The 26,394-nt window shown below is 71.9% G+C and carries 21 protein-coding genes and 1 pseudogene; 10 read left to right on the top strand and 12 right to left on the bottom strand.

What is annotated here, in order from left to right:
* Positions 1-1,398 (bottom strand): MFS transporter, encoded by a 1,398-nt coding sequence (locus tag ACWEFB_RS13075; RefSeq protein ID WP_452285122.1) that lies wholly within the window; start codon positions 1,396-1,398, stop codon positions 1-3.
* A gap of 102 nt (positions 1,399-1,500) precedes the next feature.
* Positions 1,501-1,809 (bottom strand): MGMT family protein, encoded by a 309-nt coding sequence (locus ACWEFB_RS13070; RefSeq protein ID WP_452285120.1) that lies wholly within the window; start codon positions 1,807-1,809, stop codon positions 1,501-1,503.
* A 61-nt stretch (positions 1,810-1,870) separates the two neighbouring features.
* On the opposite strand from ACWEFB_RS13070, the gene proB reads away from it, so the two are divergent.
* Both proB and ACWEFB_RS13060 read left to right on the top strand, forming a co-directional pair.
* The gene (gene proB, locus ACWEFB_RS13065; protein WP_452285118.1) at positions 1,871-2,980 is read left to right on the top strand and encodes a glutamate 5-kinase; all 1,110 of its coding nucleotides are present in this window, start codon (positions 1,871-1,873) and stop codon (positions 2,978-2,980) included.
* A gap of 62 nt (positions 2,981-3,042) precedes the next feature.
* The gene (locus tag ACWEFB_RS13060; protein WP_452285155.1) at positions 3,043-4,287 is read left to right on the top strand and encodes a glutamate-5-semialdehyde dehydrogenase; all 1,245 of its coding nucleotides are present in this window, start codon (positions 3,043-3,045) and stop codon (positions 4,285-4,287) included.
* 45 nt (positions 4,288-4,332) lie between these two features.
* On the opposite strand, the gene ACWEFB_RS13055 is transcribed toward ACWEFB_RS13060, so the two are convergent.
* The 5 genes and pseudogenes from ACWEFB_RS13055 to ACWEFB_RS13035 all read right to left on the bottom strand — a co-directional run.
* The gene (locus ACWEFB_RS13055) at positions 4,333-5,145 is read right to left on the bottom strand and encodes a prenyltransferase/squalene oxidase repeat-containing protein (RefSeq protein ID WP_452285153.1); all 813 of its coding nucleotides are present in this window, start codon (positions 5,143-5,145) and stop codon (positions 4,333-4,335) included.
* A gap of 220 nt (positions 5,146-5,365) precedes the next feature.
* Positions 5,366-6,586, bottom strand: a complete 1,221-nt coding sequence (gene moeZ, locus ACWEFB_RS13050; protein ID WP_452285152.1) for an adenylyltransferase/sulfurtransferase MoeZ — start codon at positions 6,584-6,586, stop codon at positions 5,366-5,368.
* 126 nt (positions 6,587-6,712) lie between these two features.
* Positions 6,713-7,501: a DUF3152 domain-containing protein gene (locus ACWEFB_RS13045; protein ID WP_452285116.1), complete on the bottom strand. Its 789-nt coding sequence runs from the start codon at positions 7,499-7,501 to the stop codon at positions 6,713-6,715.
* Positions 7,502-7,658: 157 nt separating this feature from the next.
* Positions 7,659-8,615, bottom strand: coding sequence for an alpha/beta fold hydrolase (locus ACWEFB_RS13040; RefSeq protein ID WP_326561145.1), 957 nt, complete (start codon positions 8,613-8,615; stop codon positions 7,659-7,661).
* Positions 8,616-8,690: 75 nt separating this feature from the next.
* Positions 8,691-10,001 (bottom strand): annotated as a pseudogene (locus ACWEFB_RS13035) (hypothetical protein); the annotation flags it as partial.
* Between the two features lie 1,829 nt (positions 10,002-11,830).
* Between ACWEFB_RS13035 and ACWEFB_RS13030 the strand changes: the two are divergent.
* The 4 genes from ACWEFB_RS13030 to ACWEFB_RS13015 all read left to right on the top strand — a co-directional run bounded on the left by ACWEFB_RS13030 (position 11,831) and on the right by ACWEFB_RS13015 (position 16,366).
* Entirely contained in the window at positions 11,831-12,472 is a 642-nt protein-coding gene (locus tag ACWEFB_RS13030; RefSeq protein ID WP_326561147.1) for a TetR/AcrR family transcriptional regulator, read from the top strand.
* Between the two features lie 65 nt (positions 12,473-12,537).
* Positions 12,538-12,762, top strand: a complete 225-nt coding sequence (locus ACWEFB_RS13025; RefSeq protein ID WP_121158362.1) for a DUF3107 domain-containing protein — start codon at positions 12,538-12,540, stop codon at positions 12,760-12,762.
* A gap of 571 nt (positions 12,763-13,333) precedes the next feature.
* Positions 13,334-15,121 carry a DEAD/DEAH box helicase gene (locus tag ACWEFB_RS13020; RefSeq protein WP_452285113.1) on the top strand — a complete coding sequence of 596 codons (1,788 nt, stop codon included), beginning with the start codon at positions 13,334-13,336 and terminating at the stop codon, positions 15,119-15,121.
* 105 nt (positions 15,122-15,226) lie between these two features.
* Positions 15,227-16,366 (top strand): class I SAM-dependent methyltransferase, encoded by a 1,140-nt coding sequence (locus ACWEFB_RS13015; protein ID WP_452285111.1) that lies wholly within the window; start codon positions 15,227-15,229, stop codon positions 16,364-16,366.
* An 11-nt stretch (positions 16,367-16,377) separates the two neighbouring features.
* On the opposite strand, the gene ACWEFB_RS13010 is transcribed toward ACWEFB_RS13015, so the two are convergent.
* The gene (locus ACWEFB_RS13010) at positions 16,378-16,785 is read right to left on the bottom strand and encodes a hypothetical protein (protein ID WP_452285109.1); all 408 of its coding nucleotides are present in this window, start codon (positions 16,783-16,785) and stop codon (positions 16,378-16,380) included.
* Between the two features lie 392 nt (positions 16,786-17,177).
* On the opposite strand from ACWEFB_RS13010, the gene ACWEFB_RS13005 reads away from it, so the two are divergent.
* Positions 17,178-17,642 carry a helix-turn-helix domain-containing protein gene (locus ACWEFB_RS13005; protein ID WP_326561151.1) on the top strand — a complete coding sequence of 155 codons (465 nt, stop codon included), beginning with the start codon at positions 17,178-17,180 and terminating at the stop codon, positions 17,640-17,642.
* A 14-nt stretch (positions 17,643-17,656) separates the two neighbouring features.
* Here the strand turns inward: ACWEFB_RS13005 and ACWEFB_RS13000 are convergent, their stop codons facing one another.
* Together ACWEFB_RS13000 and ACWEFB_RS12995 are read right to left on the bottom strand one after the other, a co-directional pair.
* Positions 17,657-18,664 (bottom strand): hypothetical protein, encoded by a 1,008-nt coding sequence (locus ACWEFB_RS13000; RefSeq protein ID WP_452285107.1) that lies wholly within the window; start codon positions 18,662-18,664, stop codon positions 17,657-17,659.
* A 13-nt stretch (positions 18,665-18,677) separates the two neighbouring features.
* Positions 18,678-19,046: a metal-sensitive transcriptional regulator gene (locus ACWEFB_RS12995; protein ID WP_452285105.1), complete on the bottom strand. Its 369-nt coding sequence runs from the start codon at positions 19,044-19,046 to the stop codon at positions 18,678-18,680.
* Positions 19,047-19,179: 133 nt separating this feature from the next.
* On the opposite strand from ACWEFB_RS12995, the gene ACWEFB_RS12990 reads away from it, so the two are divergent.
* Positions 19,180-20,115: an NlpC/P60 family protein gene (locus ACWEFB_RS12990; RefSeq protein WP_452285103.1), complete on the top strand. Its 936-nt coding sequence runs from the start codon at positions 19,180-19,182 to the stop codon at positions 20,113-20,115.
* A 137-nt stretch (positions 20,116-20,252) separates the two neighbouring features.
* On the opposite strand, the gene ACWEFB_RS12985 is transcribed toward ACWEFB_RS12990, so the two are convergent.
* Together ACWEFB_RS12985 and ACWEFB_RS12980 are read right to left on the bottom strand one after the other, a co-directional pair.
* Positions 20,253-22,418 (bottom strand): DEAD/DEAH box helicase, encoded by a 2,166-nt coding sequence (locus tag ACWEFB_RS12985; protein WP_452285101.1) that lies wholly within the window; start codon positions 22,416-22,418, stop codon positions 20,253-20,255.
* 108 nt (positions 22,419-22,526) lie between these two features.
* Positions 22,527-24,350, bottom strand: a complete 1,824-nt coding sequence (locus tag ACWEFB_RS12980) for a BTAD domain-containing putative transcriptional regulator (RefSeq protein ID WP_452285150.1) — start codon at positions 24,348-24,350, stop codon at positions 22,527-22,529.
* Between the two features lie 178 nt (positions 24,351-24,528).
* Between ACWEFB_RS12980 and ACWEFB_RS12975 the strand changes: the two genes are divergently transcribed.
* Positions 24,529-25,335 carry a hypothetical protein gene (locus ACWEFB_RS12975; RefSeq protein WP_452285100.1) on the top strand — a complete coding sequence of 269 codons (807 nt, stop codon included), beginning with the start codon at positions 24,529-24,531 and terminating at the stop codon, positions 25,333-25,335.
* Between the two features lie 184 nt (positions 25,336-25,519).
* A complete protein-coding gene (locus ACWEFB_RS12970) occupies positions 25,520-26,332 on the top strand; it encodes a hypothetical protein (RefSeq protein ID WP_452285098.1) in 813 nt (270 codons plus the stop codon).
* Positions 26,333-26,394: the final 62 nt, after the last annotated feature.

Below are 26,394 nucleotides of genomic sequence, written 5' to 3'. Positions count from 1 at the left end.
TCACCGGACCGGTCCGCTCTCGCTGACCGCCACCGATGGATCGGCCACCGGTCCCGCCTGCGCCTGCGCGAGCCGGGCCGGGGTCAGGTCGTAGCGCCGCAGCAGCAGCACCGGCAGCCCGACCAGCAACGCCGGCAGCACGGTGAAACCGAGCAGCACCCCGAGCCGGGCGGTGTCCGACTGCGCCGCCGCGACTCCGGTGTCCGACGAGACGTAACCGAAGAGCTGCAACACCAGCCCGTAGATGCCCGGCCCGAAGGCCAGCCCGAACGTCTCCCCCGCCGTCCACACCCCGGTGAACACCCCCGCCTGGCGACGGCCGGTCCGCGCGGTGTCGTACGCGATGCAGTCCGGGAGCATCGCCAGCGCGAACACCTGGAGTCCGGCGTACCCGCACCCGATCACCACGATCACCAGGTACGGCAGGACGGCCGGCAGGAGCGGCGCGGCGACCAGCGCCAACGCCCCCGCGGCGAAGATCAGTGACGCCCGGACGAAGGCCCGCAGCTTGCCGATCCGGGCCCCGATCCTGGACCACAGCGGCATCACCAGCAGAGCCGGTCCGACAAACGACACGAACGCGATCGTCGTGCCGCTCTCGCCCGCCTCCAAGACCTGCTCGACGAAGTAGTTGACCCCGGCGAGCACGGTCGCGATCCCGGCCGCCTGGATGACAAAACAGGCCAGCAGCAACCGGAAGGGCCGGTTACCCGAGACGACCCGGAGCTGGGCCCGCAGGCTCGGCTCACTCTCGCCGACCGTACCGGCGGAGGTGCGCCGGGTGCCGAGGAAGGCGCCCACCGCACCGACGACGATCAGCACCGCCACGAACAGCCCCATCCACCGGTGTCCGGGGATGCCCGAGCCACCGGCGTTGACCACCATCGGCGCGACCGCACCGGAGACCAGGATGGCCACCGCCAGCACCGCGATCCGCCAGGTCATCAGGCGGGTACGTTCCTCGTAGTCGGCGGTCAGCTCGGCCGGCATCGCCACGTACGGCACCTGGAATAAGGCGAACGCGGTCGCGGTGGCCAGGAAGGCGAACGCGACGTACCAGCCGGCGTCGGTGCCGGTGCCGACCGGTCCGGCGAACATCGCCGCGAACAGCACCGCCAGCGCCATCCCGCCCACCAGCAGGAACGGCCGGCGTGGCCCCCACGGCGAGCGGGTCCGGTCGGAGATCCGCCCGACCACCGGGTTCACCAGGACGTCCCACGCCTTCGGCAGCAGGACCAGCAGCGCCGCGATGCCCGCCGCGATGCCCAACGTGTCCGTCAGGTACGGCAGCAGCACCAACCCCGGTACGGTGCCGAACGCTCCGGTGGCCAGCGATCCGAGCGCGTAGCCGGCATGCACCCGGCGGGGCAGGCCGGTACCGGCCGGCGAGGCAGTCATGGGGCCGAATGCTAACGGCGGTACGCGGTCCGCCCCACCCTCCGAAGATCCGATTCCGACCGCCCGGAAGGTGTCCGGGCTACCCGCCGGCCGTCCGCCGGCTCAGTGGTGCGGGAACCAGGCGGCGTTGCGCAGGTCTACCTTGTCGCCGCGCATCGGGGTGCCCTCGGCGACCAGGCTGGCCCGCGCCCGCGACTCGTGCCCCGGAGGCAGCCGGCCGGCCGAGTTCACCACCCGGTACCAGGGCACACCGCCACCGTGCCGCTTCATGATCGACCCGATCTGGCGGGCGGAGTTGCGCCCGGACCGGTCGGCCAACGCGTCCGCTATCGCCCCGTACGACATCACCCGTCCCGGCGGGATCCGCTCGACCAGCGCCAGTACGGCCTCGACGTACTCTTCCGTCGTCACGGATCGCCAGCATATGGGAGCCGACCGCCGGCCAGCGGCGATAACCGCGCAGAATGGGCGGGTGCGTGAAGCAGTCACGGCAGCGCGGCGGATCGTGGTCAAGGTCGGCTCGTCCTCGCTGACCACCGCCAGCGGCGGACTCGACACCGATCGGGTCGACGCCCTCACCGACGTACTCGCCGCGCTGGCGGCGGACGGGCGGGAGATCGTGCTGGTCTCCTCCGGTGCGATCGCCGCCGGTCTCGCCCCGCTGGGGCTGCCCCGCCGACCGCGTGACCTGGCCACCCAGCAGGCCGCCGCGAGCGTCGGGCAGGGCCTGCTGATCGGCCGGTACGCGGCCAGCTTCGCCCGGCACGGACGCACCGTCGGGCAGGTCCTGCTCACCGTCGACGACGTCACCCGACGGGTGCACTACCGCAACGCGTACCGGACCCTGCGCAAGCTGCTCGACCTGCGGGCCGTACCGATCGTCAACGAGAACGACACGGTCGCCACCGAGGAGATCCGGTTCGGCGACAACGACCGGCTCGCCGCCCTGGTCGCCGCCCTGGTCCAGGCCGACCTGCTGGTGCTCCTCTCCGACGTCGACGCCCTCTACACCGGCGACCCCGCCAAGCCCGGCACCACCAGGATCGAACAGGTGCACAGCACCGACGACCTGGCCACGGTGACGATCGGCCGGGCCGGGCGGGCCGGTGTCGGCACCGGCGGCATGGTCACCAAGGTCGAGGCGGCCAGGATCGCCACCGGCTTCGGGATCCCGGTCGTGCTCACCGCCGCCCCGCTCGCCGCCGAGGCGCTGGCGGGGGCGTCGGTCGGCACCCTGTTCCACCCGGCCGTACACCGGCCCGGTGCCCGGCTGTTCTGGTTGGCCCACGCCACCTCGCCCCGGGGTCGGCTGCACCTCGACCCGGGCGCGGTGCAGGCCGTGGTGACCCGCCGCAAGTCGCTGCTGCCGGCCGGCATCACCGCCGTCGACGGCACCTTCACCGCCGGTGACCCGGTCGACCTGGTCGACATCCTCGGCGTCCCGGTCGCCCGTGGGCTGGTCAACTACGACGCGGTGGAACTGCCCGGACTGCTGGGGCGATCCACCGGCGAACTCGCCGCCGCCCTCGGCCCGGCGTACGAGCGTGAGGTCGTCCACCGCGACGACCTGGTCCTGCTGTGAAGAACAAGGAGTTCGAGATGACCGTCACCGAGCAGGCACGCCGGGCCCGTACGGCGGCGAACATTAGCGTCAGCGAACAGGCACGTCGGGCCCGTACGGCGGCGGACACGCTCGCCACCGCGACCCGTACCGCCAAGGACGCCGGCCTGCACGCGATGGCCGACGCGCTGGTCGCCCGTACGCCGGAGATCCTGACCGCGAACGAGGCGGACCTGGCGGCCGGACGCGCGGCCGGGCTGTCCGCGGCGATCCTGGACCGGTTGGGCCTCACCTCGGACCGGGTGGCCGCCATCGCCGCCGCGTTGCGGGAGATGGCCGGGCTCGCCGACCCGGTCGGTGAGGTGGTACGCGGTTCGACCCTCCCCAACGGCCTGGAACTGCGCCAGATCCGGGTCCCGTTCGGGGTGGTCGGCATCATCTACGAGGCGCGGCCGAACGTGACCGTCGACGCCGCCGGCATCTGCCTCAAGTCCGGCAACGCGGCCCTGCTGCGGGGTTCCTCGTCGGCGGCACACTCGAACGCCGCCCTGGTCGAGGTGTTGCGGGACGCGGTCACCGGTGCCGGCCTACCGGCCGACGCGATCCAGCTCCTCGACGCCTCGTCCCGCGACTCGGTCAAGGAGTTGATGCGGGCCCGTGGCCTGGTCGACGTGCTGATCCCGCGCGGGGGCGCGTCGCTGATCCGGACCGTGGTCGAGGAGTCGACGGTCCCGGTGATCGAGACCGGGGTGGGCAACTGCCACGTCTACGTGGACGCCGCCGCCGACGTGGCGAAGGCCGTCGACATCGTGCTCAACTCCAAAACCCAGCGCCTGTCGACCTGCAACACCGCCGAGTCGCTGCTGGTGCACGCCGACATCGCGGACGCGTTCCTGCCGGCCATGCTGGCCGCGTTCGCCACCGCCGGGGTGACCGTGCACGGCGACGACCGGGTCCGGGCCTACTCGGCCGAGGTGGTGCCGGCGACCGAGGAGGACTACGGCACGGAGTACCTGGCCGCGGAGATCTCGGCCGCCGTGGTCGACTCGCTCGACGTCGCGGTCGAGCACATCCGGCGGTACGGCACCCAGCACACCGAGGCGATCGTCACCGACTCGGTCGGTGCGGCCCGGGAGTTCGTGGCCCGGGTCGACTCGGCCGCGGTGATGGTCAACGCCTCGACCCGGTTCACCGACGGCGGCGAGTTCGGCTTCGGCGCGGAGATCGGCATCTCCACCCAGAAGCTGCACGCCCGTGGCCCGATGGGGCTGCCCGAGCTGACCTCCACGAAGTACGTCGTCACCGGCGACGGCCACCTGCGCGGCTGACCGCCGGGCCGGTTCACCCACAGGTCGGGTCCGCCGGCCGACCGGTCAGCGGGCGGCGCGGATGACCAGCAGCGTGGTGTGCACGTCGAAGGTGTCGCCGTCCTCGCTCGGCCAGCCACCGTCGCTGCGCTGGGTCTCGGCCAGCCGGCGGCGGGCGGCGACCAGCAGCCAGTCCTCCGGGTTGACCCCGACCCGGACCAGCGCCGACGCCATCCAGGCCACGTCGGCCGGGGACATCTGCGGCAGCCGATCACCCAGCACGCCCTGGATCCGCGCCGACTCGTAGAACAGCTCCTGCCGGTAGAGCACGGCGGCCGACAGCCAACCGGCGGCCAGGAACGACGGCCAGGTGCCGTCGGGCTTCAACCGGTCGGCGATCGCCCTCGCGGCGGCCTGCACCGACCCGGCGTACGCGCCGCCGACCCGGTGGTCCAGTGGTCCGGCGGCGCGGGCGTCGAGCCCGGCCACGGTGAGCCAGAACCCGGCGTTCGCGGTGAGGAAGAGTTCCGCCTCGGCGTCGCCGGGCTTCGCCCAGTCCGGCGCCTCCCGGGCCAGTGACTCGTCCTCCTCCCAGGTGCCGTCCGGTCGCTGCCGGCTCGCGAGCCAGTCCAGCGCCTTCCGGGCGGCGGGCCGGTCGAGGGCACCGAGGTCGTCGAGTTCGGCCAGCCGGAAGCAGGTGGCGTCGACCGAGGCGATCCCACCGCCCCAGACCGCGGGCCAGCCACCGTCCGGGGCAGAGCCCATCTCGACGTCGCCGATCACCTCCGGCAGGGGTGGTGCGCCGGTACGCAACCAGGAGAGTCGAGCCCGGTCCACCGCGTCGCCGTGCGCCACGACAAAGCCGATCGCACCGTCCATGTCCACCACGGGAGAGAAGGCTACCGGCGGGAAACTTTCTCTGCCTCGGTAAGTCAGCCGAGGTCAACCAGCCACTCGGCAGGTCCGGTCATAGGCCCCGGTCAATCCGAAACCCGACCACGGATGACCAAAAGGGCTCCTTCCGTACCGAACCTTCGGCACGGAAGGAGCCCTCGTCGAACACTGCGCACCCGGAGGGTGACGGTACGTGGTGTGATCCTCAGTACGCCGGCAGCGCCGGGTCGACCTGCTTGATCCAGGCCAGCACCCCGCCCTGTACGTGCACCGCGTCCCGGAACCCGGCCGCCTTCAGCGCCGCCAGGGCCTCCGCCGAACGGACCCCCGACTTGCAGTGCAGCACGATCTGCCGGTCCTGCGGCAGCTTGGCCAGCGCCTCACCGGAGAGGATCTCGCCCTTGGGGATCAGGGTCGAACCGGGGATGCGGACGATCTCGTACTCGGCCGGCTCCCGGACGTCGATCAGGAAGTGGTCCTTGCCGGTGTCCTGCCACTCCTTGAGCTCCGAGGCGGTGATGGTCGAGCCGACCACCGCGTCCTGCGCCTCGGTGGAAACCGCGCCGCAGAAGTCCTCGTAGTCCTCCAGCAGGTCGGTCACCGTGGGGTTCTCACCGCAGAGCACGCAGCCCGGATCCTTGCGGACCTTGATCTTGCGGTACTCCATCTCCAGGGCGTCGTAGACGGTCAGCCGGCCGACCAGCGGCTCACCGATGCCGGTCAGCAGCTTGATCGCCTCGGTCACCTGGATCGAGCCGATCGACGCGCAGAGCACACCGAGCACGCCACCCTCGGCGCACGACGGCACCATGCCGGGCGGCGGCGGCTCCGGGTAGAGGCAGCGGTAGCAGGGGCCGTGCTCGGCCCAGAAGACCGAAGCCTGGCCGTCGAACCGGTAGATCGAACCCCAGACGTACGGCTTGCCGAGCAGCACCGCCGCGTCGTTGACCATGTACCGGGTGGCGAAGTTGTCGGTCCCGTCGACGATCAGGTCGTACTGGCTGAACAGCTCGCGTACGTTGTCCCGGTCCAGCGCGGTGTTGTGGATCACGACGTTGACCAGCGGGTTGATCTCCCGAACGGTCGCCGCGGCGGACTCCGCCTTGGGGCGGCCGATGTCCGACTGGCCGTGGATGATCTGGCGCTGGAGGTTCGACTCGTCGACGGTGTCGAAGTCGACGATGCCCAGCGTGCCGACACCGGCCGCGGCCAGGTACATCAGCGCCGGAGAGCCCAGGCCGCCGGCGCCCACACAGAGCACCCGGGCGTTCTTGAGCCGCTTCTGCCCCTCGACCCCGACGTCGGGAATGATCAGGTGGCGGGAATAGCGGCGGATCTCGTCAACGGTCAGCTCGGCGGCGGGTTCGACGAGCGGGGGCAACGACACGGTGAACTCCCCGGAATCGATAGTGGTGTGCCGCGCCATTGTCGCTCGGGACACCGGGCATTGACCATGAGGTGGAACACCTGTCCCGTGAACCGGGGCGGGAATAGCCGGCGGTCGGGCCGCCGTACCCCGGGTAAGGAGCCCGGTGGACCACGGAACGGCAGGTCAGACCGGCGGTCCCTCGTACCGGCGCCCGTCCAGGTACGGCCACGAGTTGGCCACGCAGCCGTTGAGGAACAGCGTCTGCTGCTGCATCACCGGTGCCGGCCTGCCCTTGCCGGGACACTGCTCGTGCCCGTGTCCCAACTGGTGGCCGGTCTCATGGTTGATCACGTACAGCCGGTAGTCGGCCAGCGGCAACTTCGCCGCGACCAGGTAGTCGACCGAGAGCATCCACCGGTTCAGGTTGATGATCACCTTGCCCGGCGTCCGGCACGACGTGTACGGCTCACCGTCGATCCGGATGTCGGTCCCACCGGCGGCGCACATCCGGGCCGCGGTGTCGGCCGTGGCGAGGTAGACGGTGAAGTCGTAGTTCGAACCCTCCGGCACCCGCTGCAACCGGAGTTGCCCGCTGCCGGTCCAGCTACGCGGGTCGCTCAGGGTCTCGTCCACCGCCGCCGAGAACTCCTTCACGTCCTCACCGGAGCCGTCCTCGGTGGCGACCCGGTAGCGCCGCAGCACCCCCGCCTGCCCGGCCACCTTGCCCACACCGGTGCCGTACCGGAACGTGTTCTTTCCGGACTGCGGCACCGGGCCGGGCATCCGCAGCAACGGCGGCTTCGGCGACGACACCGATGGTGACGTGCCGGGCTTCGCCGGGGGCGTCACGGCCGCCTGGGCGGCGTTGACGCCCGCCGGTGGTCCGGTCACCGACAACGGCCGCTCGGCCGCGGTCAACCGGTTGACCAGCGGCGGGCCGACCAACCCGATCAGCACACCCACGACCGCCACGAGAACCGCCGTGACGATAGCGAGCCGTCGTCCGCGCGGAGCTTCCCGCCGCCGGACCCCGCGGTACCGATCCGAGTCGTTCGCCCTGGTGGCACGGGCTCGGGACCGGGATCGTGAACTGGAAGTGGACATCGTTGACCAGCGTGCCACGTCACGGTCAGTAGCGCAGCATTGCCGTCTCATCCAGTAGGGCAACCACCGCACGGGCGACCGTACGGGGTACCTCGAGCTGGGCCACGTGCCCCACTCCGTCCAGCATCAACAGCCGGCTGTCCGGGATCACCCGGGCTGCCTGGGGTGCCACCCGGATGTCCACCAGCCGGTCCTGCCGTCCGCCGATGACCAGCGTCGGCGCCTTCACCAGCCGGGCGATCCGCCACATTGAACCGGCACCCGGCAGGTACGCCCGTACGAAGCTGCTGACCAGACCGCGCAGCGTACGCAGGTAGGCGGCGGCGTAGTGCTCGGCGGTGTACCGGATCCGGATCTCCTCGATCGCCTCCCGCCGCCGCTGGTCGTTGATCCGGGTGATGTCCGCCACGCACGCCGTGAGCACCTGCAGGGCCATGTCCTCGGGCGCGATCTGGGTCAACCGCCGGTACGCGAGCCGCTCCGCCATCGGCACCGCCAGCAGCGGCAGCATCCGGCCCTGCAGTGACCGCCGGGGGTCGAGGAAGGGCATCGCCGGGGAGATCAGGGTGAGGGTGCGTACCAGGTCGGGACGGAGTCCGGCGACGCGTACCGAGACCGCACCGCCCAGGGAGTTGCCGAACAGGTGCACCGGCCCCCGGTCGGCGTACTCGAGGTAGCGGATCACCCGGTCGGCGAAGGCGGGCACGGTGTAACTGCGCCCCGGTTCGCTGAAGCCGAAGCCGGGCAGGTCGATCGCCTGACCGTCGAGCCGGTCGGCGAGCAGGCCGGCCAGGTCGGTCCAGTTCTGCCCGGAGCCGCCCAACCCGTGCACGTAGAGCGCCGGTTCGGCGTCCGGGGACGTGGCGGGGGTGTCCCGTACGTACGTCACCAGACCGTCGAGCAGCACCGGTCGACCGGGCCAGGGTGGTGGACATCCGTCCCGGCGGAAGAGTTCGTCCGCCCCGAGGGCCGCACGCTTCATCTATCCAGTGTGCCGCGAACCGGGCCCGATCCGCCCGTACGCCCCTTATCCACTGATGCGCTCTCTGACCGGCGCTCAGACGAGCAGTGCCTCCAACCGCCGGTTGACCGCGGCCAGGGTGGCCCGGACCACCGCCTGCCGGGGATCGCCCGCGACCAGCGCGGAGCCGGCGAGCTGCTCCACCCACCCGTCGCAGACCAGCAGCACCACCACGGTCGCCACCTCGCAGCTCCCGAACGGGACCACCGCCGCGTGCTCCACGAAGCACCGCCCCATCTCGGTCACCCGGGCCGAGGCGCTGAGCAGTTCGTCGATCGCGACCGCGGCCGAGACCGCGCAGAGCCGGAGCACGTAACCGTCCACCGCCGGCCCGGACGCCAGCCCGGTCGCCCGCTGCTCACCGGCGGCGAGCCGTACCTCGACGGTCGCCTCCAGGCCGAAGGTGCTCACCTGGACGTGGTCCAGGACCACCCGGGGGCCGGGGACGCCGCCGGGATTGAGCGGCCTCGACGGTGCGGTCTCGGTGGTCGTGGGCTGACCCCCGGAGTACGAGGACCCCGCGGTCACCGGGCTGCCGGTGGCCATCCCCCCGGACACACCGGTTCCACCGCCGTACGGGCCGACCGGGCGCTCCTCCACGGCCGCCCGGCCCTGGTGCGCGGTGGCCGTCCGGCGTCGGCGGGGCGGTTCGGCGGGCTCCTCGACCGGCCGGTCGTCGGCAACCGCCGAACGAGGGTCGGGCTGGGCGACGGCGGGTGGGGCGGACGCCGGGGCCACGGATCCCGGGGCGGCGGGCATCATCGCGCCCTGCATCGGGGTGCCGGGGAGCATCGCGCCGGGCACCGGGGTGCCGGGCAGCTTCGGCGCCGCCGCCAGGCCCATCCGGTCCTGGAGCAACCGGGCAACCTGACGGCTCACCTCGGCCGGATCCGCCCCGTCGGCGAGGTCCAGTCGCAGGCTGTGCGCACCGGCCGGGGTCGTACGCAGGGACGCGTCCCGTACCCCGGGCACACCCCGTACGGCGGCCAGGATCGCCTTGACGTCGAAGCCCTCGGGTCGGTCCCGGAGCTGGCTGGGCGCGTCCTCGCGCCGCAGGTGGGTGGCGATCCGGGCGAGTTCGGGGGTTTCCGCCGAGGGCTCCGGCGGGATCGGTTCGGCCATCGTCGGTACGTCCGGCTCGGCCGGCACCCGTTGCGGGAGCGCCTCCGGCGCCGGTTCCGCCGCCCGGATCGCCGGGCCGGGGTCGACCGGACCCGCCTGTTGCGGCCCGGCCGGATAACCGGGGTACGGCGCTCCCCACGGACGTTCGGGTCCGTTCGGGTACCCACCGCCCCGTCCCGCCGGCTCACCGGGTGCGGGATAACCCGCAGGTTCACCGGGCGCGGGGTAACCCACCGGCTCGCCGGGCGCGGGGTAGCCTGCCTGCTCACCGGGTGCCGGGTAACCCGCTGGGTCACCGGGTGCCGGGTAGCCGGACGGCTCGCCCCCGGCCGGGTATCTCCCCGGTCCGGCGGCCGACGGGTAGCCCTGCGTCGGCTCCGGACCCGGTAGCTGGCCGGGAGCCGGCACGGGGCTCGAATCAGGCCATCCGGGCGAGTCGTCGTGACGGGCGCGGCGCGCTTCGGGGTCCTGGGTGTCCTTCGCCCACGGCGGTGCCCAACCGGACGCCCAACCCGGCCGGGACTGCTCGGCCGGCTGCTGGGGTTCGGGCGCGGAACGGGGCCACTCGGTGCCGCCGTCCCCGCTGGACTGCGGGGTCTCCGACCGGGACCAACCGGGGCCGGAGGCACCTGCCGTCGCTTCGGACGCCGCCTCGTTGCGGGCCCAGGACGCGGCGGCGGCCTGCAGACCGCTGCCGGACCGGGCCCAGGCCGGACGGTCGGAATCGGCGGCCGGTGACCCGGCGCCGGATCGCGCCCAGGCCGGACGGGCCGGTTCACCGGCGTCCTGCCCACCCTCGGACCGGGCCCAGGCCGGACGACCGTCGTCCTCCGGGGCTGCAGCGGCACGGTTGCGCTCGGGTCCGGATGTCTCGGCCTCGGCAGCGGATCGCACCCAACCGGCTTCGGCACCACCACCGGACCGGGCCCAGGCGGGCCGGGCGCCTCCGGCGCGGTCCGACTCGTGCTCCGGCTCCGGTACGACCGTGCGTTCGTGGGATTCCGGGGCGTCCCGGTGCGGTGGCGGCTGCTCCCGCTCGGCCGGGCGTTCGGCGGTCCGCGCTCCCCGATCGGCCGGGTTCGCCGGAATGGGCACTGATTCCAACCGCTTCGGCGGGGTCAGGTCGTAGTTCGGCACCGCACGGAAGACGGGTGCGGGTTCGAATCCGGGCGGCGTAGGGCCGGGTTGGGCCTGCTGACCGGCCGGCGGGGCCGAGGTCGGTACGGATTCGCCGTACGCGTGGCGGGCCGACTCGGCGTCCGGCGACTCGGCCGGACCCTGCGTCGCCGAGGCCCGGTCGGTCGCACCGCCGGGCCGGTCCTGACCGGTCGAAGCCCGGTCCGTCACCGCGCCGAGGCGGTCCCCGACCGCCGCCACGGGCCGATCCTGACCACCGGCGGACCGGTCCGGTACGGACGACAGACGGTCCTGTTCCGGCTGGCCGGAACGCTCCGGTGCCGACGGTGGACGCGGCGCCGGTACGGCGATCCGCTCCGGTCCGAAGTCCTCCGGGTACGCGTACTCGGGCTCACCCTGGTACGGGTAGGGCGGCCCACTGGCCGGTGCCCGGTACGCCGCCGCCGGCGGTTCCGGGTAGTGCCGGTCACCGAAGGTCGCCCCGTTGGTCGGCTGCCCGGACTCGCGTCCCGCGCCGGTCGGAACCGTCGGGTCGGCGTACCTCGTCGCCGGGTCGGCCGCCCATGACGGCGGTCCCCCCGGTTCCGGCGACTGGCGCCACCTCGGCCGTGAGTCGGAGCCGCCATCGGCCGGCTTGGCCCCGTTGGGCCAGCCGGAATCGGCCGCCGCCCACCCATTGGCCGGCCGGGCCAGGTCACCGTGCGGACCTGCCCCGTTGCCGTTCTCGCCCGGTGCGGCGGCCCCGGGTTGCCCTGTTTCGTCCACCGTGCGCTCCTTGGTCGCCCCCGCTGAGGCTACCGTGTGGTGACAGTGGCGATAAGTTACAGCGGTGGCCTAATTCGGCGGCGCGACGCGATACGTCGATCCGTTCTGATCGAGGTCGATGGTTGTGCGATGTGTGAGACACGGAGGTTCCCATGACCGCTGCTGCGGAGAACGGTGCGCAGACAGCAGGCCGACCTACCCGGCTGCCTCGCTCGGCCCGGCGTAAGCAGTTGCTGGCCGCCGCCCAGGAGGTTTTTGTCGCCCAGGGCTACCACTCGGCGGCGATGGACGACATCGCGGAGCGGGCCGGGGTCTCCAAGCCGGTGCTGTACCAGCACTTCCCGGGCAAGCTCGAGCTGTACCTGGCGCTGCTGGACACCCACGCCGACGCGATCGTGGCGATGGTCCGGGAAGCGATCGCGGCCACCCCGGACAACAAGGATCGGGTCAGCGGCGCGGTACGGGCGTACTTCGACTTCATCGACCACAAGAGCGAGGCGTTCCGGCTGGTCTTCGAGTCGGACCTGCGCAACGAGCCGGCCGTACGGGAGCGGGTCGAGCGGGTCGAGCAGGGCTGCATCGCGGCCATCGCCGACACGATCATCTCGAACACCGGCGTGCACCGGGCGCGGGCCGAGTTGCTCGCCTCCGGCCTGGTCGGGGCGGCCGAGACGGCGGCCCAGTTCTGGCTGGCCGGCGGACGTCAGGTGCCGAAGTCCGAGGCGGAGGCGCTGCTCGCCGCCCTCTCCTGGCGTGGCATCGCCAGCTTCCCCCTCCAGGGCGAGTCGGCCTGACGGATACCTCCGCTCATCGGATAGCCTTCGCAACGGCGAAGTTTCGCCCTGGATGAGGAGGTCCCGTGGAGGTCAAGATCGGCGTGCAGTACGCGCCGCGCGAGTTGGTGCTGGAGAGCGCGCAGACGCCGGCCGAGATCGAGCAGATCGTGACCGACGCCATCGCCAACGACGGCACCCTGTCCCTGACCGACGAGAAGGGTCGCCGGATCATCGTCCCGGTGACCAAGGTCGCGTACGTCGAGATCGCCGAGGCGTCCCCTCGGGCCGTCGGTTTCGTCGCCCGCTGACCCGGTCCTTCCCGACGGGCTGACGACCCCGACACCGGCCGACCGGCCGGTCCGGGGCCCAGCCCGTCGCCCAACAGACCGGCCGCCCGTCCCACCGGGTCGCGCGGTCGGTCACGCGGCCCCCGCTGCCCCCGCCGGGGTCGGCCACCTCATGTGTGGCGCCCCGAGCAGCCGTCCCGCCTGCGACACCCCCTCCGCGACCGACGGCCCTCGGATTCGATCCCGGCCGAATCGGACAACCAGATCGAGCCGAGCACACCGGTGACGAGTAGCCCGGTGCGTCCGGAACCGCCGATTGGCGCCCGGTTCGGAAGCGCGCGATGGTAATCCGCACCACAGTGCGTACCCCCGGTTGGAGCCCCATCAGCGCGAGTAGAGGCGACATTTGCCCGGCTCAGGTAACATGGAGCAGTTGCCGTAGGTCTCGAGTACCTCGAAATGCTTCCTGCGGCGCGCGTGCGGCCCGGTTTGAGTCGGCATTTCTGCCGCAGACCGTGTGGCCCGCGCCAAACCGAAACCGCGCCCTACGGACTGACGGGGCGCACCCACGAGAGGGCACCCCCACAACCAGATGAGCGATCAAATCGAAGAAGTTATGGCTGGCCAGGAGCTGGCCGCCGACGCTCCGGTGCGCCCGGAGGCACCGACCTTCGCGGACCTGGGCGCACGTCAGGAGACCGTGGACGCGCTCGCCGCCGTCGGTATCCTGCGCGCGTTCGCGATCCAGGAGTACGCCCTGCCGATCGCGCTGCGCGGCACCGACCTGATCGGCCAGGCGCCGACCGGCACCGGCAAGACCCTGGGCTTCGGCGTACCGCTGCTGGAGCGGGTCACCGCGCCCGCCGAGGGCAGCACCGGCGTACCGCAGGCGCTTGTCGTCGTACCGACCCGTGAGCTGGGCCTGCAGGTCGCCAAGGACATCGCCGCCGCCGGCAAGACCCGTGGCGTACGCGTACTGCCGATCTACGGCGGGGTGGCGTACGAGCCGCAGGTCGAGGCGCTGCGCAAGGGTGTCGAGATCCTGGTCGGTACGCCCGGCCGGTTGATGGACCTGGCGAAGCAGAAGCACCTGCGGCTCGACGGGGTGCACGCCCTGGTTCTCGACGAGGCCGACCGGATGCTCGACCTGGGCTTCCTCGACGACGTCGAGAAGATCCTGGCGATGTTGCCGGAGAAGCGGCAGACGATGCTCTTCTCGGCCACCATGCCGGACCCGATCGTCACGTTGGCCCGGCGCTTCCTGCACCAGCCGGTGACGATCCACGCCGGGCACACCGCCGAGACCGGCCCGTCGCCGCTGACCCAGCAGCTCGTCTACCGCACCCACTCGATGAACAAGGTCGAGATCGTCGCCCGGATCATGCAGGCCGAGGGCCGTGGCCTGACGATGATCTTCACGCGGACCAAGCGGGCCGCCGACCGGGTGGCCGAGGACCTCGACTTCCGTGGCTTCGCGGTCGCGGCGGTCCACGGTGACCTGGGACAGGGTGCCCGGGAGCGGGCGCTGCGGGCGTTCCGTACCGGCAAGATCGACGTTCTGGTCGCCACCGACGTCGCGGCCCGTGGGCTCGACGTCACCGGCGTCACCCACGTGATCAACTACGACTGTCCGGAAGACCAGGACACGTACACGCACCGGATCGGTCGTACCGGCCGGGCCGGCGCCACCGGTGTCGCGATCACCTTCGTCGACTGGGACGACATGCCCCGGTGGCGGATCATCGACAAGACGCTCGGGCTCGACATGCCGGAGCCGCCGGAGACGTACCACACGTCCCCGCACCTCTACACCGACCTGCACATCCCGACCGACGTCTCGGGCACGCTCCCGACCGCCGACCGGACCCGGGTCGGCCTCTCCGCCGAGGTCGAGGAAGACCTCGGTGGCCGGTCCCGCACCGCTCGCCGGCCCGACGGCGGACGGGGCGGCGACAGCGCCGGTCGCGGCGCGGGTCGTACCCGGGGCCGCCGGGACGGCGACGGTCGCTCCGGTGGTGGCCGATCGGCCGCCACCACCCCGGACGCGCCGGTCGACCAGGCCGACGAGGTGGTCCGGACCAGCACCCGGCAGCGCCGTCGGCGTCGCGCGGGCGAGGTTGTCGTCGGTGACGGCACCGACACCGGCACCGCCGCTGCCACCGTGGTCGTGACCGACGGTACCGGCCCGGTCGCCGAGACCACCGGCGAGGGATCGGACGAGGCCGGCACCGGTCGCACCCGTACCCGGCGCCGCCGCCGTGGCGGTCGGGGTTCGCGGGCCGGTTCGGCATCCACCGACACCGGCGCCACCGATTCCGGTACGCCGAACGCGCGCTCCACGGGCGACGGTTCGGCCCCGGCGGACTCCGCCAGCGCCTGACCACCGTCACCACAGCTCATCGGTTCCGGCCTCCCCGATCATCGGCGGAGGCCGGAACCGTGTCGGCCCTCGACCCGACCCCGCGCGAAAAGGCCAGGTAGACACATGCCCGAACAACTCGAACTCGCACTCGCCGAGGTACGGGCGCTGCTGCTCGATCCCGGGCTGACCCGTGCGGTCGCCGCCGGCCGTCGCCGGGGACAGGCACCGACCCTGGTCCGCGCCGAACTGCGACCGGTTGCCCTCAAGGCCGGTCCCCGGCTGCAGATCGCGACCTTCGACGGCTCCCGGCCGTACACCCGCAACGTGGCACCCGGTCCGGAGTCGGACGAGGCGGTGGACGCCCTGCTCGCCGAGCCGTTCGGCAACTGGCACGTGGAGACGGCGACCGCCACCGTCCAGGTACGGGTGACCAAGAAGGGCGACGCCCAGGTGCACCGGGCGGCTGCCGACCGCACCTCGGTCGCACCGGCCGGACACGACCGGGCCAAGGAGTACCTGCTCGATCCGGGCGACCCGCTGTTCGCCGCGGTCGGCGGCAGCGCGGCCAAGCGCCGCCAGGTCGACGCGTTCCTCCGGGCGCTGGCGGCAACCCTCCCGGCCGAGCTGACCGGGCCGCTGCGGGTGGTCGACCTCGGCTGCGGCAACGCGTACCTGACCTTCGCGGCGTACCGCTATCTGACCGGGCGCGGGGTGGATGTCGAACTGGTCGGTGTGGACGTACGGGAGGACCAGCGGCAGCGCAACACCGAGTTGGCCGAGGAACTGGGGTGCGCCGACCGGGTACGGTTCGTCGCCGGCACCATCCTGGACGCGGTGGTCGAACCGGCACCCGACCTGGTGCTGGCCCTGCACGCCTGCGACACCGCCACCGACGAGGCGCTCGCCCGCGCGGTCGGGTGGGGCGCCCGGTGGGTGCTCGCCGCTCCGTGCTGCCACCACGACCTGGCCCGGCAGTTGCGTGCCCGGCCGGCTCCGGAGCCGTACGACCTGCTGACCCGGGAGGGCATCCTGCGGGAGCGGTTCGCCGACGTACTCACCGACTCGCTGCGGGCCGGGTTGCTGCGGCTGCACGGGTACCGGGTAGAGGTGGTCGAGTTCGTCGACAGCCAGCACACGCCGCGCAACCTGCTGCTGCGGGCCCGTCGTACCGGTGCCGAGCCGACACCGGAGCAGCGGGCGGAGTACCGGGGTCTGGTGTCGCAGTGGCAGGTCGTACCCCGGTTGGAAACCCTGCTGGGCTGACCCTCGCGGGGTCAGCGGCGGCGGTCCCCGTTGCTGTCGCCCGGCGTACGCCCGGACGGGGTGGGAACGTCGTACGCCGTGGTCGGGAACGGTACGACGTTGCCGTTGCTCTCGGGTTCGGCGTTGCCGGCGGCGGCAAAGGCGTTCCAGGAGATGTCGACCAGCAGCCGCTTGAGTTCGGCGTGCCGGTCGGCGGCGTTGCGCTGCAACGCCATCCGGACCCCGAGCACTACCGACACCAGGGTGGTGATGATCGTCCCGGTGGCGGCCAGTACGTGCAGTCCGCTCACCTCCGTACGCGTGAAGACCAGCACCAGCAGCCAGATCCAGAAGCCGGCCGCGAAGACCGCGGCCTTGGCCACGAAGAACAGGCTGATCGATCCGGGTCGGTGTGGGAGCGGTGGGGCTGGATTGGCCACGTTGATCCTCTTCACTCGCCTCGGTGGGGACGTGCCAGCAGGCGATGGACGCCAGACGACGGTCAGCGGTCGACCGGCCTGACTCGATTCGGTCGACCCGCGCGATGGTCGAGCATAGTGGATTCAACCGATCACCGGGAGTGGTGGTCGGCCCGGTCGACACGGTCTCCCGCTACCCCCCGGTCAGCGGGAGACCGTCGCCGTAACGTCCCGCGCCGGGCGCTCCCACTCCGGACAGGCCAGGGCGGGTCGTCGATCCGGCGCCGAGGCACCACCGGGGCAGTCCCGGCCACGAGACTAGTCGATGGCTGCTTGAGTGGCGAAGCGCCGAGATGGCACTACGCTCAAGGGGCAAAGGTCGTGCTCCAGCAGGAGAGGGCTGTCCACTGACAATGGGTGCCGCATCGGACTCACCCCAGGCGGCATTCGCCCGCTTCGTCCGCAGAGCCATCGACGATGCCAAGGACGACCGAGGTTGGAGCGTCACCGATCTGGCCGCACACACCGGCGTCGGACGGTCCACCGTGTTCCGCTGGTTGGCCGGCGACTGGCACGACTATCCCGAGCTGGCGAAGGTGCGCGGCTTCTGCGCCGCGCTCGACGTACCGGTCACGGCGGCGTTCCGGGCGCTCGGCCTGCCCGACGGCGAACCGGTGCGCGACGACCGCCGCCGCACCCCGTCCGGCACGACAGTCCGCGCGGGTCGCGCCACGAAACGCGGTGATACGCAGATCGACGCGGACGTACGGGTGATCCTCACCCGGCTCGCCGACCCGACCGTGCCGGCGGACGAGAAACAACTGATCCGCGACCTGCTGCGTTACCTCGCCCAACGCCCGGTACGCAAAGCCGGCTGAGCCCGAGCCGGGGGTCAGGGCACGGTCAGGGTGAACTCGGCGGTGTGCACCACCCCGGCGACCTGGAAGTCGAAGAACATCCGGTAGCTACCCGGACTCGGCGCGGCCAGCCAGAACTTCACCGCACCGCCGACCAGTTGCTCCTCCGGGTGCACGTGCACATAGCCCAGGTCACCCGCGCGCAACGCGACCAGGTGCCCGTACGCGCCCAGGTAGCGCTCCAGCCCGGCCACCGGGCTGCCGTTGGCGAAGACCCGGAACAGCAGCGGTTGGGTGGCACCCACCTGCGGGGTCCCCTCGTACGTGACCGTGAACTCCCCGACCGTCGCCTCCCGGGCCGCCGCCGGCAGGGCCTTGGGGGCGTAGTCGCCGTTGACGACCAGGTCGACGCCGAGCGTGGCGGCGGTCTCCTTGCCGGTGGCGTCGAGCGCGGTGAAGTCCGCGTACGCCCGCCAGATGCCGGGCGTGGCCAGGGTCAGCGGCACGCTCCAGGTGCCGTCCGGTGCCATCGTCGGGTGCAGGTGCTGGTAACCGGAGAGATCACGGCGGGCCACGATCAGGTGCAACTGCTTGTCGTGGACAACCGTGAACTTCGTGACCGGTCGACGGTCGGTGCCGAGCACCCGGAACTGGAACGGCTGTTCCCGGCCGGGCTGGAACGCGCTGGTCGTCGGCACCAGGGTGAACCCGGAGGCGCTGAGCGAGAGCCCGCCGACCTCCGTACCGGCCGTGGCGGTGCCGCCGGTGGTGGTCGTTCCCGGCCCGTGCTCGTGCGCCCCGGTGCCCGGCGCGTGGGTGTGGTCGCCCACCGCGGACGGCGTACCGGCGGAGGAACCGGCGCTGTCGGTGTTCATCCGGCCGAGCCCGAACCCGCCGACCAGGGCGAGGACCACCCCGCCGACGAAGAGGGCCATCCGCGCCGAACCCCGCTCCGGCGCCGGGGGCGGCTCCAACGTGGCATCCGTCGCCACCGACTCCGATCCGACCACCGACTCTGATCCGACCACGGACGACGACGACATGAGCTGGTCTCCTCTACGAACGGACGAGGCGGGCGATGGCGTCGGACGCTTCCTTGACCTTGGCGGACGGGTCACTGCCGTCCCGGGCCGCCTCCATCACGCAGTGCGCGATGTGTCCCTCCAGCAGGCCGACCGCAACAGCCTGGAGTGCCTTGGTCGCGGCCGAGATCTGGGTGAGCACGTCGATGCAGTACGTGTCCTCCTCGACCATCCGGTGCAGGCCGCGTACCTGGCCCTCGACCCGGCGCAACCGGCCCAGGATGGCCTGCTTGTCCGAGGCGTACCAGTAGGGGCCGTGCCCGGCTGCGGTCGGAGCGGCGTCGGCGGAGGGGGCCGGAGCGGGGTCGGCGGGAGGGGTCTGCGCCGGCGGCTCTTCGGTCATGCCGAGCAGAATACCCCCCGGTCGTATCCACGCCCATCTCGGTGGATCCCGTCGCCAACGTCGATGGTCAGTCGTTGAGCAGGTCGTGCCGACAACCGTCGTACCGCGCCGCACTGCGGCGTTCGCAGCCGGGATGTCCGTCGTGTTGGCGCTCGCCGCCGCGCCCGAGCCGGCTGATGCCGAGCCACCCGGCAAGACCACCGAACAGCAGCTCGCCGCCGCTGCCGAGCAGCTCGAGATCGTCATCGAGCAGTACAACGGCCTGCACGAGGAGCTGCGCGGGTCCCGGGTCCGGGCGGCCGAGCTGGACCGCGACCTGGCCGTACTGGCGGACGCCATGAACGCCCACCGCACGGAGGCGGCCCGGTTGGCCGCACAGGTCTACCGGGGCCACGGGGCGCAGCCGCTCGCGGCCGTCTCGGCGCTGCTCACCGCGTCCACCGACGACCTGCTCGGCTCCCTGCTGATATTGAACCGGCTGAGTCGGGACCAGCGTCGCATCGTCGCGCAGCTCGCCGTCACCCACGACCAGCTCTCCGTCGCCCGAGCCGAGGCGCGGGCGCTGGACGAGCAGCAGCGGGTCCAGGAACGCCAACTGGCGTTGCGCAAGCAGCACATCGAAAGCGAGATCAGCCGGCTGAGCCGACTGCGGGACGCGACCGGCGAGCGCGAGCCCGCCCCACCCCGGTCCGCGCCCCGCCCACCCGGCGACCTGGGCAGCGGCACCGCCGCGTCGGCGGTCCGGTTCGCGTACGCCCAGCTCGGCAAGCGGTACCAGTGGGGCGGCGAGGGCCCGGACGGGTACGACTGCTCCGGCCTCACCTCGGCCGCCTGGCGCGCGGGCGGTGTGCAGTTGCCGCACAACGCCGCCCGGCAGTGGCGCGTGGTGAAGCGGATCAGCCGCGCCGAGCGCCAGCCCGGCGACCTGGTCTTCTACTACGCCGACATCCACCACGTGGGGATCTACGTCGGCGACGGCAACATCATCCACGCCCCCCGTTCCGGCAAACCGGTCCAACTCGAACGCGTCGACTACCAACCCATCCACGGCTACGGCCGCCCCACCTGACCGCGCCCCCCTCTCCCCTCCCCCTGGCGCCTAATACAGAGAAAGAGTGGTTATCCAGCGTCGGATAGCCACTCTTTTTCTGTATTAGTGGCCGGCGGGCGGGCGGGCGGGCACGGCGGCGGGGCGGGTGGGGTGGGTTAGGCGGCGAGGGCTAGGGACAGGGGGAGGACGGCGGGGGCGCCGGAGCGGCGGAGCAGGCGGGCGACCATGGTCATGGTCCAGCCGGAGTCGACCAGGTCGTCGATCAGCAGGACCGGACCGTCGAGGTCGGCGAGGGCGTCGGCCAGTGCCGGTGGTACGGCAAAAGCGTCGTGCAGTGCGCGTACGCGTTGGGCGCTGTTGCCGCGCGGACCGTCACCGCCGGACGCGCCTTCGCGGGCCGGCACCTCCCCGAGCAGCGGCAACCGGCCGACGGTGGCGATCCGCTCGGCGAGGCTGTGCACGAGTCGGGGGCGGCGGCGGGAGCCGATCGCGACCACCGCCACCGGCCGGGCCGGCCAGGGGTCGGAGCCGCGCGACCAGTCCCGGAGCACCCCGACCATCGCCGCCGCCACGTCGTCGGGGATGGTCGCGTCGGTGGCCTCCGGTGCCACGAGATTACGCAGCCGCCCTCCCCAGCCCAGGTCGGAGAGGCGCCCGAGGGCCCGGCCGGGCAGTGCCTGCTCACTCGGGCCGATCTTGCCGCGAAGCGGTACGCCGACCGCCTCCAGACCGGTCGGCCAGAGCTTCTTCGGCGCGATGTCCACACCGGGGCGGCCGAGCCAGGCCTGCGCGGCGGCGAGCGCGGGCGCGGAGACGTCGGTGTTGTACTGTCCGCCCGCGCACCGGTCGCACCGTCCACAGGGGACGGCCTCGGGGTCGTCCAGGCAGCGGCGGAGAAACTCCATCCGGCAGTCGGTGGTGCTGACGTACTCGCGCATCGACTGCTGCTCGGCGGTGCGTGCCTGGGCCACCCGGCGCAGCCGGGCCTCGTCGTACTGCCACGGTTGCCCGGTGGCCAGCCAACCTCCGCGTACGCGACGCACCGCGCCGTCGACGTCGAGCACCTTCAGCATCAGTTCGAGCCGGGTACGCCGAAGGTCGACGATCGGCTCCAGCGCGGGAGTGGACAGTGGACGGTCGGGGTCCAGCGCGGCGAGCACGGCGCGTACCTGCTCCTCGGGCGGGAAGGCGAGCGAGGCGAAGTAACGCCAGATCGCCTGGTCCTCGGCGCCGGGCAGGAGCAGCACCTCGGCGTGCTCGACGGCGCGACCGGCCCGGCCGACCTGTTGGTAGTAGGCGATCGGCGAGGGCGGTGCGCCAAGATGGGCGACAAATCCGAGGTCCGGCTTGTCGAACCCCATGCCCAGCGCCGACGTCGCCACCAACGCCTTGATCTTGTTGTCGAGCAGGTCCTGCTCGGCGGCCCGGCGTTCGGCGTCGTCGGACTGCCCGGTGTACGCGGCCACGGCGTACCCACGGGAGCGGAGGAACTCGGCCGTCTCACCGGCCGCGGCGACGGTGAGGGTGTAGATGATCCCCGAACCGGGCAGCTCGTCGAGGTGGTCGGCGAGCCAGCCGAGCCGGTGCGCCGGACTCGGCAGGTCGAGTACGGCCAACCGCAGCGAGGCCCGGTCCAGGGCCCCGCGCAGGACCAGCGCCCCACCGGTCTGACCGGGTGCGGTGCCGGTGTTGAGCTGTTCGGCCACGTCGTCGGTGACCCGCTGGTTGGCGGTGGCGGTGGTGGCCAGCACCGGGGTCCGGTCCGGCAACCCGGCGAGGAACGTACGCAGCCGGCGGTAGTCGGGGCGGAAGTCGTGTCCCCAGTCGGAGACGCAGTGCGCCTCGTCGACCACGAGCAGTCCGGTGGTGGCCGCGAGCCGGGGCAGCACACTGTCCCGGAAGTCGGGGTTGTTCAGCCGCTCCGGGCTGATCAGCAGGACGTCGACCGTACCGGCGTGGATCTCCCTGGCGATCTCATCCCACTCGTCCAGGTTCGCGGAGTTGATCGTACGAGCCCGGATGCCCGCCCGAGCCGCCGCCTCCACCTGGTTGCGCATCAGCGCCAGCAGCGGCGACACGATCACGGTCGGCCCGGCGGCCCCACTCCCGCTCCCGTCCCCGGCGCGCAGCAGCGCCGTGGCCACGAAGTAGACCGCCGACTTGCCCCACCCGGTGCGCTGTACGCAGAGCACCCGTCGCTGGTCGACCACCAGCGCCTCGATCGCCCGCCACTGGTCCTCGCGGAGCCGGGCGTGATCACCGGCGAGCCGGCGCAACACCGCCTCGGCCCGTTCCCGTACCGCCACCCGGTCATCTGTCACCTGGCATTTCTACCAGCGCGGACGGACGTTTCCGTCGTACCCGCCCCCGGGATCGCCGATCCGGGCAGAGATCGGCACAACCCGGCGGACGTGTCGCCATCTTCCTGGTCAGGCGGGCGGCGCGGCGGTGATCGGGGGTTGGAACAGGAGAACCTCGCGGAGCTGGTTCAGTACGCCGCGGGAAAGGCGGGATCGGGCGGCGAAGTCGTCCATCGAGGTGAACCCGCCCCGCTGGGACCGCTCGTGGGCAATGTGCCGCCCCTGCTCCGGCGTGATCCCGGGCAGACTCCAGAGCACCTGGTCGATGACCGCGTTGACGTCGATCAGGCCGCCGTCGTCGAAGGAGCGGAGCAGATCGGGCCGACCGATCTGGAGGTCGACCCGAGCCGCCGGGTAGTGGTAGAAGAGGTGTCGGGCCTGCTCCCGACGCGTCCGTTGGGCCGCCATGAAGGCGGCCGGGACCCCGACGGATCGAGCCGGTCGCCAGTGCATCATAAGGACGAAGGCCGCTCCACCGAACGAGATCACTCCCCAGTAGAACACCGCGACGATGTCGAAAACGCGCAGGTCTTCCTCGATCGGCTCCACTCCCCAGGTGCAGAACAGCACGGTCAGGACCAGGATGAGCAAGGCGGTCGCCCCCAGCCAGACGCTGCGCCGTCGAACCGCGTGGTAGGCGATGATCCCCCAGGTCAGGAAGCCGAGGCTGCCGATCACGACCAGTAGCCCGAACCCGGTCTCGACCCAACCTCCGAGCGGTTTGCCGGGGTGTCCCGACGATTCCGTGCCGGTCACCGGGGCGAACAGGGACGACAGCGGCATGGGCAGCGACGGCGGCAGGAGCGCCGGGGGCAGCGGGGCCGCCTGCGGTACCGGAGTCGCGACCGGGGCCGGGGCCGGGATCACCGTCGGCGGCACACCGGTCAGCACGGCTGTGGGTGCGGCAGCCACCACGGGCACGGCTCCCGACATCGCGACGGGCACGGCTTCCGACGACGCGACGGGTACGGCTCCCGACGACGCGACGGGCACGGCTCCCGACGACGCGACGGGCACGGCTCCCGACGACGCGACGGGCACGGCTCTCGGCATCGCGACGGGTACGGGCACGGCCGGGGCGACCAGGACCGGCGGTACGAGCCGATCCGGCTCGCCCGCTACGCCCAGTGCCGGATCGGACCGCAGGATCCGCCGGTGCAGTTCCTGCAGGCTCTCGCCGGGCTCGACGCCGTACTCCTCGCTGAGCAGTGCCCGTACCTCGCGGAACGCCGCCAGGGCCTCGGCCTGCCGGCCGGAGCGGTAGAGCGCCAGCATCAGCAGCCCGTGCAACTGCTCCCGGACCGGGAACCGGCCGACCGCCTGGATCAGGTCGGTGACCATCTCCTTGTGACGCCCGAGATTCAGCTCGGTCTCGGCCCACGATTCCAGGGCCGCCGCCCGACCCTCGACCAGCCGGGCCCGCGCCGAGTCGAAGAACGTACCGGTGAAGCCGACGAGTGGCTCGCCCTGCCAGAGCGCGAGTGCCTGCCGGAGTTCGTCGGCCGCCTCACCCAGCCGTCCCTGCGTACGCGCGGCGGTCGCCCGCCGTACCCGGCGCTCGAAGAGTTCCGTGTCGAGGTTCTCGGCGGAGACCCGCAACTGGTAACCGGTGTCGGTGAGGGTCAACAGTTGCCCCGGACTGCGCGGCGATCGTTCCGGTTCCAGGATCCGGCGCAGCCCGGCAACGTACTTCTGCACCACGTTGGGGCCGTTCATCGGCGGGTCGTCCTGCCACACCGAGTCGACGATCTGGGTGGGCGAGACCGGACGTCCGGCGTAGAGCAGGAGCATGGCGAGCACCGCCCGTTGCTTGCCCGGCCCGAGGTCCAGTTCCCGGTCCCCGTGCCACGCCCGCAGCGGTCCGAGAAGTTCGAAGCGCAGGCCCGCCCCCATGTGCACCTCGCTCCTGACCTCGGATTCCGCCGACGGCAGTACACGTCAGCCGGACGGCAGCATAACGACAGTCGTCCGGCAGTATGTGCGAGCACTCTCATGATCGACACGAACGTCCCCGCCCGGATCAGCCCGGGCGGACCTTAACGGAGAGATAGACATGCGGCGACGAAACACCATGATTCACACCCTTCGGCGGGCAACCGTCACCGTCGCGGCAGTCACGGCAGCGGCTGGTCTGCTGGCCGGATGTGGGCAGGACACGGCCGGGTCGGAGGCGGCACCGGCGACGACGACCGCAGCACCCAACCCCAAGGAGACCCTGCTCGCCGCCGTCCCGGACGAGACCCGTCCCGGCTTCAGCTACACCATCAAGGACTGGGAGACGACCCTCACCGGCGAGGTGGCGCCGACGACCAAGGCGACGCACCTGCGGATGGAGATCAAGGAACCGTCGCTGGGCTTCACCATGCACATGGCGTACCTGACCGTGGACAAGCAGAGCTGGACCAAGATCACCTTCACCGGTGCGGAGGGCCTGACCGGGCTGCCCAAGCTGCCCGCGAAGTGGATGCTGCTGGATCCGGCCAAGCTGACCGACGCGGAAGGCGTGCCGACCGAGTACACCGGCGCCGACGTGGCCGACCTGAAGCCGCTGCTGGCGAACACCACCATCACCGAGAGTGCGGGCGGGAAGTACGCGGGCACCGTCGACCTGAGCGGCGCGGCCGGTACCAACATCTTCTCGGAGGAGACCGCCGCCGGAATCGGCGAGGCGGCGAAGACCCTGCCCTTCCAGGCGACCGTCGACGCCGAGGGCCGGCTCACCAGCTTCCTGGTGAACGTGCCCACGGTGGGCAAGACCAAGGCGTACGACTACAGCGTCACCTACGCCGACTACGGCACTGCCCCGGCTGTGGCCGTACCGGCTGCCGCTGACGCGGTTGCGGCACCGGCCGCGGCGTACGAGCTGATCAACTCCTGATCCTGAGCATGTGACGAGGGGGTGGCGGCCACACGGGGGGCCGCCACCCCCTCCGCGCGCCGAACGGGGCACCGGGGGTGGGCCCGGGCGACCGGTGGCGGTCATCCGGCAGGATCGCCGACAGTCCACAATCGACGAATACCTGCCGCGAACCACGTCGCGCGACCACCGACAGGGACGGGACATGCAGCAATCGCACGTCACTCACAGCAAGGCGCTACGCAACTTCGGCCTCACAGTCGGGATCACGTTGATCGTCTGCCTGCTCGGCGCCCTGTGCCAGTGCGGAGGCGAACCGGTGGCCGAAGCGCCGCCGGGCGAGAAGTCGAGGCTCTTCGCCGCACTGCCGAGCGCTACCGGACCCGGCTTCGGTTACACCATCACCAACTGGGAGCGGACCTTCGTCGGCGAGGTGGGGCCGTCCGCCGGAGCTTTCCAACAGCGGACATCGCACCGCAACCAGGAGTTGGGCGCCACCGTGGAGGTGACCTATCTCTGTTCGCGTAACCAGATCTGGGCGAAGGTCGAGTTCACCGACGCGAAGGATCCCAGGAAGCTGCCGACCTTCCCGGACGAGTGGATGCTGTTGAACTACAGCCGGATGCACGTCGACACACCGATGCCACCGAGGTACACGGAGCCGGACGTGGGCGGCGTCTGGGGGTTGCTGTCACACGCCACCTCGGTGAACGAGAGCGAGCCCGGGATCTTCACCGGGCGGGTCGACCTGGCGGGTGGGGCGGCGGAGAAGTACCTGTCCGAGGAGGCGGTCCAGAAGCTCGGCGACACGGGTGTATGGCTGCCCTTCCGGGCCACGCTCGACCAGCAGGGCCGCCTCGCCACCATGGCGGTCAGCGTCCCCAAGGTCGGCGACACCGCAGCGTACGAACACACCATCACCTACCGCAATTACGGCACCACCCCCACAATCTCCCTCCCCGACCCCACCACCCCCCTCCACCCTCCCCTGACCCTCTACAACCTCCTCGCCCCCTGACCCCGAACCCTCCGGTTGATCATGAAGTTAGCGCGGTCGATGTCGGCGTGTCGCCGCGCTAA

The organism is Micromonospora sp. NPDC004704 (assembly GCF_053601675.1).
The sequence above is the reverse complement of the archived record's forward strand: the minus strand, read 5'-3'. Positions and strand labels throughout refer to the sequence as shown.

Bases quoted from the DNA above. Each gene is read 5' to 3' on its own strand.
- ACWEFB_RS13075 (WP_452285122.1), bottom strand. From the start codon at position 1,398: ATGACTGCCTCGCCGGCCGGTACCGGCCTGCCCCGCCGGGTGCATGCC.
- ACWEFB_RS13055 (WP_452285153.1), bottom strand. From the start codon at position 5,145: ATGGACGGTGCGATCGGCTTTGTCGTGGCGCACGGCGACGCGGTGGAC.
- moeZ (WP_452285152.1), bottom strand. From the start codon at position 6,586: ATGGCGCGGCACACCACTATCGATTCCGGGGAGTTCACCGTGTCGTTG.
- ACWEFB_RS13040 (WP_326561145.1), bottom strand. From the start codon at position 8,615: ATGAAGCGTGCGGCCCTCGGGGCGGACGAACTCTTCCGCCGGGACGGA.
- ACWEFB_RS13030 (WP_326561147.1), top strand. From the start codon at position 11,831: ATGACCGCTGCTGCGGAGAACGGTGCGCAGACAGCAGGCCGACCTACC.
- ACWEFB_RS13020 (WP_452285113.1), top strand. From the start codon at position 13,334: ATGAGCGATCAAATCGAAGAAGTTATGGCTGGCCAGGAGCTGGCCGCC.
- ACWEFB_RS13015 (WP_452285111.1), top strand. From the start codon at position 15,227: ATGCCCGAACAACTCGAACTCGCACTCGCCGAGGTACGGGCGCTGCTG.
- ACWEFB_RS13005 (WP_326561151.1), top strand. From the start codon at position 17,178: ATGGGTGCCGCATCGGACTCACCCCAGGCGGCATTCGCCCGCTTCGTC.
- ACWEFB_RS13000 (WP_452285107.1), bottom strand. From the start codon at position 18,664: ATGTCGTCGTCGTCCGTGGTCGGATCAGAGTCGGTGGTCGGATCGGAG.
- ACWEFB_RS12995 (WP_452285105.1), bottom strand. From the start codon at position 19,046: ATGACCGAAGAGCCGCCGGCGCAGACCCCTCCCGCCGACCCCGCTCCG.
- ACWEFB_RS12990 (WP_452285103.1), top strand. From the start codon at position 19,180: ATGTCCGTCGTGTTGGCGCTCGCCGCCGCGCCCGAGCCGGCTGATGCC.
- ACWEFB_RS12980 (WP_452285150.1), bottom strand. From the start codon at position 24,350: ATGGGGGCGGGCCTGCGCTTCGAACTTCTCGGACCGCTGCGGGCGTGG.
- ACWEFB_RS12975 (WP_452285100.1), top strand. From the start codon at position 24,529: ATGATTCACACCCTTCGGCGGGCAACCGTCACCGTCGCGGCAGTCACG.
- ACWEFB_RS12970 (WP_452285098.1), top strand. From the start codon at position 25,520: ATGCAGCAATCGCACGTCACTCACAGCAAGGCGCTACGCAACTTCGGC.